Below are 4744 nucleotides of genomic sequence, written 5' to 3'. Positions count from 1 at the left end.
GAAGTCGTCGAGCCGCAGCACCGGGAGGCCGGAGCGGGCCGCGAGGAGGGACTTGCCGGAGCCGGAGGGGCCGCAGAGCAGCACGACTCGCGTCGGTATGGCCAGAGGAGAACTCACGGGACACCAGTGTGAGGCATCCATCGGGGGCCGTACGACCCCGCGGGTCGGCTTTGATGTGCGCGTCACACCTCAACTACCCTTTGCGTCTCATCGATTACCCAGTGCATCAGAAGGTGGCAGTGATGGCTCGACACGACTCCTCCAGGAAGCCGACCGCCCAGCGTGCCCTGGCCGTCCTCGCGACCACGGGAGTGGCGCTGGGGGCGGGGGCGGCCACGGCCGCGGCGGCGGGCACCGGCTCGGCCTCGGACGCGGTCCACACCTCGCTCGGCAGGACCCACCCCGAGTCCGCCCTCCAGGCCGCGACCGGCTCCGTCCGCTACGCCACCGGCTCGGTCGCGGGCCTCAAGCCCAACCCCCTCGCCGGCACGGGAGTCGACCCGCTCGACAACGGCGTCGGCACCGAGGTCGCGGACTTCAAGCCGGTGAAGTCCCAGGAACTCACCGGGCCGGTCGCGCAGGCCCCGTCCGTCGAGAGCATCCCGGTGGCGGGGCAGGCGGTGGGACCGCTCGCGCGGTAGGGCCGCACGGCGACAGACGCGCACGAGAGAAGCCCCGGCCCTCCCGGACGGAGAAGGGCCGGGGCTTCCGCTGTGAGGGGCGCTCTCGTGCGCTCTAGTAAGAGGAACCGGACGCGCCCAGTGACCCCGTCGGGTGCCAGACCGTTTTGGTCTCCAGGAACGCCGTCATGCGGTCGATGCCCGGCGTCTCCGCGTAATCCACAGGCTGTGGACGCAGGACCCGCTTGAGGTTGTCGGCCGCGGCGACCTCCAGCTCCTTCGCGAGGGCCTCGTCGGCGCCCGCGAGGTCGATCGCGTTGACGTCCTGGTGGGCGGCCAGCGGGGTCGCGATCTCCGCCGTCCGGCCCGACAGGACGTTGACCACGCCGCCGGGGACGTCCGAGGTGGCCAGCACCTCGGCGAGGGACAGCGCGGGCAGCGGGGCCTTCTCGCTCGCCACGACGACCGCCGTGTTGCCGGTCGCGATCACCGGGGCGAGCACCGACACCAGGCCCAGGAAGGACGACTCCTGGGGCGCCAGGACCGCGACCACACCCGTCGGCTCGGGGGAGGACAGGTTGAAGAACGGACCCGCGACCGGGTTGCCGCCGCCGACCACCTGGGCGATCTTGTCGGTCCAGCCCGCGTACCAGACCCAGCGGTCGATCGTCGCGTCCACGACCGCCGCCGCCTTGGACTTCGACAGCCCCTCGGCGTCGGCCACCTCGCGCGTGAACTGGTCGCGGCGGCCCTCCAGCATCTCCGCCACGCGGTAGAGGACCTGGCCGCGGTTGTACGCCGTCGCGCCGGACCAGCCGCCGAACGCCTTACGGGCCGCGACCACGGCGTCCCGGGCGTCCTTGCGGGAGGAGAGGGGCGCGTTGGCCAGCCAGTTGCCCTTCGAGTCGGTCACCTCGTACACCCGGCCGCTCTCGGAACGCGGGAACTTGCCGCCCACGTACAGCTTGTAGGTCTTGAGGACACTCAGTCGCGTGTCAGACATCGAGGTACGCCTCCAGGCCGTGGCGGCCGCCCTCGCGGCCGAAGCCCGACTCCTTGTAGCCGCCGAACGGCGACGTCGGGTCGAACTTGTTGAACGTGTTGGACCAGACGACACCCGCGCGGAGCTTGTTCGCGACCGCCAGGATGCGCGAGCCCTTCTCCGTCCAGATGCCGGCGGAGAGGCCGTACGGCGTGTTGTTGGCCTTGGCGACGGCCTCGTCCGGCGTGCGGAAGGTCAGGACCGACAGCACTGGGCCGAAGATCTCGTCGCGGGCGACCGTGTGCGCCTGGGTGACGTTCGTGAAGAGCGTTGGGGCGAACCAGTAGCCGTTCTCCGGCAGTTCGCAGGCCGGTGACCAGCGCTCGGCGCCCTCCGCCTCGCCCTGCTCGACGAGCGAGGTGATGCGCGTGAGCTGCTCCTCGGAGTTGATCGCGCCGATGTCCGTGTTCTTGTCGAGCGGGTCGCCGAGGCGGAGGGTCGACAGGCGGCGCTTGAGGGAGTCGAGGAGCTCGTCGTGGATCGACTCCTGGACCAGCAGGCGGCTGCCCGCGCAGCAGACCTGGCCCTGGTTGAAGAAGATGCCGTTCACGATGCCCTCGACGGCCTGGTCGATCGGAGCGTCGTCGAAGACGATGTTGGCGCCCTTGCCGCCCAGTTCGAGCGTGACCTTCTTGCGGGTGCCGGCGACCGTGCGGGCGATCTCCTTGCCGACGGCCGTGGAGCCCGTGAAGGCCACCTTGTTCACGTCCGGGTGGGCCACCAGCGCCGCGCCGGCGTCGCCGTAACCGGGAAGGATGTTGACGACGCCCTTCGGCAGGCCCGCCTGGCGGCAGATGTCCGCGAAGAAGAGCGCCGAGAGGGGCGTGGTCTCCGCCGGCTTCAGGACGACCGTGTTGCCGGTGGCGAGCGCCGGGGCGATCTTCCACGCCAGCATCAGCAGCGGGAAGTTCCAGGGGATGACCTGGCCGGCCACGCCCAGCGGCCGCGGATCCGTACCGAAGCCCGCGTGGTCGAGCTTGTCGGCCCAGCCCGCGTAGTAGAAGAAGTGCGCCGCGACCAGGGGGAGGTCCGCGTCGCGGGTCTCCTTGATCGGCTTGCCGTTGTCGAGGGTTTCCAGGACGGCGAGCTCGCGGGAGCGCTCCTGGATGATCCGCGCGATGCGGAACAGGTACTTGGCGCGCTCCGAGCCGGGCAGCGCCGACCACTTCGCGAAGGCCTTGCGGGCCGCCTGTACGGCGCGGTCCACGTCCGCCTCGCCCGCCTGGGCGATCTCGGCGAGGACCTCTTCGGAGGAGGGGCTGACCGTCTTGAAGACCTTGCCGTCCGAAGCCTCGGTGAACTCGCCGTCGATGAACAGGCCGTACGAGGGCGCGATGTCGACGATCGAGCGCGACTCGGGCGCCGGGGCGTATGCGAATACCGATGACACGTTGTCCCTGTTCATGGGTATCAGTCCACCGTCACGTAGTCGGGGCCGGAGTAGCGGCCGGTGGCCAGCTTCTGGCGCTGCATCAGAAGGTCGTTGAGCAGCGAGGAGGCGCCGAAGCGGAACCAGTGGTTGTCCAGCCAGTCCCCGCCGGCGGTCTCGTTGACCAGGACGAGGAACTTGATGGCGTCCTTGGAGGTGCGGATGCCGCCGGCCGGCTTCACACCGACCTGGATGCCGGTCTGTGCACGGAAGTCACGTACCGCCTCCAGCATGAGGAGCGTGTTCGCCGGGGTCGCGTTGACGGCGACCTTGCCGGTGGACGTCTTGATGAAGTCCGCGCCCGCCAGCATCCCGAGCCAGCTCGCGCGGCGGATGTTGTCGTACGTCGACAGCTCGCCCGTCTCGAAGATGACCTTCAGGCGCGCGGACGTGCCGCAGGCCTCCTTCACGGCGGTGATCTCGTCGTACACCTTCAAGTATCGGCCCGCGAGGAACGCCCCGCGGTCGATGACCATGTCGATCTCGTCGGCGCCGGCGGCGACGGCCTCGCGGACGTCGGCCAGCTTGACGGTGAGCGGGGCGCGGCCGGCCGGGAACGCCGTGGCGACGGAGGCGACCTTCACGCCGGAACCGGCGACGGCCTCCTTGGCCACGGCCACCATGTCGGGGTAGACGCAGACCGCGGCCGTCGCGGGCGCCGTACGGTCGGTCGGGTCGGGCCGGACCGCCTTCGCGCCGAGCGCCCGGACCTTGCCCGGGGTGTCCGCGCCTTCCAGCGTCGTCAGGTCGACCATCGAGATGGCGAGGTCGATGGCGTACGCCTTCGCGGTCGTCTTGATCGAACGCGTACCTAGGGAGGCCGCACGGGCCTCCAGTCCGACCGCGTCGACGCCGGGGAGCCCGTGGAGGAAGCGGCGCAGCGCGCTGTCGGACGCGGTGACGTCCTTGAGGGGGTGAGCTGCGGTGAGTGCAGAACTGGGCATGGTCACCAGACGAGCATATCTACGCGCGTAGCGGCTGTACAGCCCCTGGGTTTGGTCGGGTGGGTGAGGGTGGTCGCATACGGTCCGGCAGAATCGGAGCATGACGAGCCCCGAGTCCCAGTCGCCCGCGCCGCAGCCTTCGGAGCCCGAGTCCGAGGACCGGGTGTACCGGTCGGTTCCGGCCATCGCCGGTGGCGCGCTGCTGCTCGCCATCGCCGGGTGGCTCGGCATCGACGCGGTGGTCTCGGGCCAGGGGAGCACGCCGTGGATGGCGCTCGCCGTGCTGATCCTGATCGTGCCGCTGGTCGTCGCCTTCACGCTGCGGCCCGCCGTGTACGTGGATGACGACCGGCTGCGTATCCGCAATCCCTTCCGCGTCATCGTGGTTCCCTGGGGGCAGGTCGCCTCGTTGAAGTCCTCCTACTCGAACGAGGTCGTCACCGAGTCCGGCGCGAAGTACCAGCTGTGGGCCGTGCCCGTCTCGCTGCGTGCCCGCAAGAAGGCCGCGCGGCGTGAGATGCGGGCGACCGCGCAGGCCCGGCGGGAGATGGGGCGGGACGAGGGGCGCGGCAGTGCGCTCGGGATGCGTGCGGGGCTGGGTTCCGGGCCGGGGCAGGGCCTCGGTGGAGGCCCGGTGTCGGACGGGCCCGCGCGGGCGGAGACCGACCGGATCATGGATGAGCTGCGGGGGCTGCACGAGGCGCGGGCC

5 protein-coding genes and 1 pseudogene are annotated in these 4744 nt (G+C 70.8%); 2 read left to right on the top strand and 4 right to left on the bottom strand.

Annotated elements, in window-relative coordinates; all coding sequences use genetic code 11:
• A pseudogene (locus CCL05_RS46680) lies at positions 1-141 on the bottom strand (uridine kinase); the annotation flags it as partial.
• A gap of 101 nt (positions 142-242) precedes the next feature.
• Here CCL05_RS46680 and CCL05_RS37725 point away from each other — a divergent pair.
• The gene (locus tag CCL05_RS37725) at positions 243-641 is read left to right on the top strand and encodes a hypothetical protein (RefSeq protein ID WP_086565142.1); all 399 of its coding nucleotides are present in this window, start codon (positions 243-245) and stop codon (positions 639-641) included.
• A gap of 94 nt (positions 642-735) precedes the next feature.
• Here the strand turns inward: CCL05_RS37725 and CCL05_RS37720 are convergent, their stop codons facing one another.
• The 3 genes from CCL05_RS37720 to deoC are packed head-to-tail and all read right to left on the bottom strand — an operon-like array spanning position 736 to position 4035.
• The gene (locus CCL05_RS37720) at positions 736-1623 is read right to left on the bottom strand and encodes an aldehyde dehydrogenase family protein (RefSeq protein WP_086565141.1); all 888 of its coding nucleotides are present in this window, start codon (positions 1621-1623) and stop codon (positions 736-738) included.
• Positions 1616-3052 (bottom strand): aldehyde dehydrogenase family protein, encoded by a 1437-nt coding sequence (locus tag CCL05_RS37715; protein WP_086565144.1) that lies wholly within the window; start codon positions 3050-3052, stop codon positions 1616-1618. Before CCL05_RS37715 ends, CCL05_RS37720 begins: the two co-directional genes overlap by 8 nt.
• Positions 3053-3072: 20 nt before the next feature.
• Positions 3073-4035 carry a deoxyribose-phosphate aldolase gene (gene deoC / locus CCL05_RS37710; protein WP_086565140.1) on the bottom strand — a complete coding sequence of 321 codons (963 nt, stop codon included), beginning with the start codon at positions 4033-4035 and terminating at the stop codon, positions 3073-3075.
• 100 nt (positions 4036-4135) lie between these two features.
• Between deoC and CCL05_RS37705 the strand changes: the two genes are divergently transcribed.
• Positions 4136-4744: PH domain-containing protein (locus CCL05_RS37705; RefSeq protein WP_086565143.1), on the top strand; the 609-nt coding region annotated here is incomplete at its 3' end.

Source organism: Streptomyces africanus (assembly GCF_002150735.1).
GTDB classification, from domain to species: Bacteria; Actinomycetota; Actinomycetes; order Streptomycetales; family Streptomycetaceae; genus Streptomyces; species Streptomyces africanus.
The sequence above is the reverse complement of the archived record's forward strand: the minus strand, read 5'-3'. Positions and strand labels throughout refer to the sequence as shown.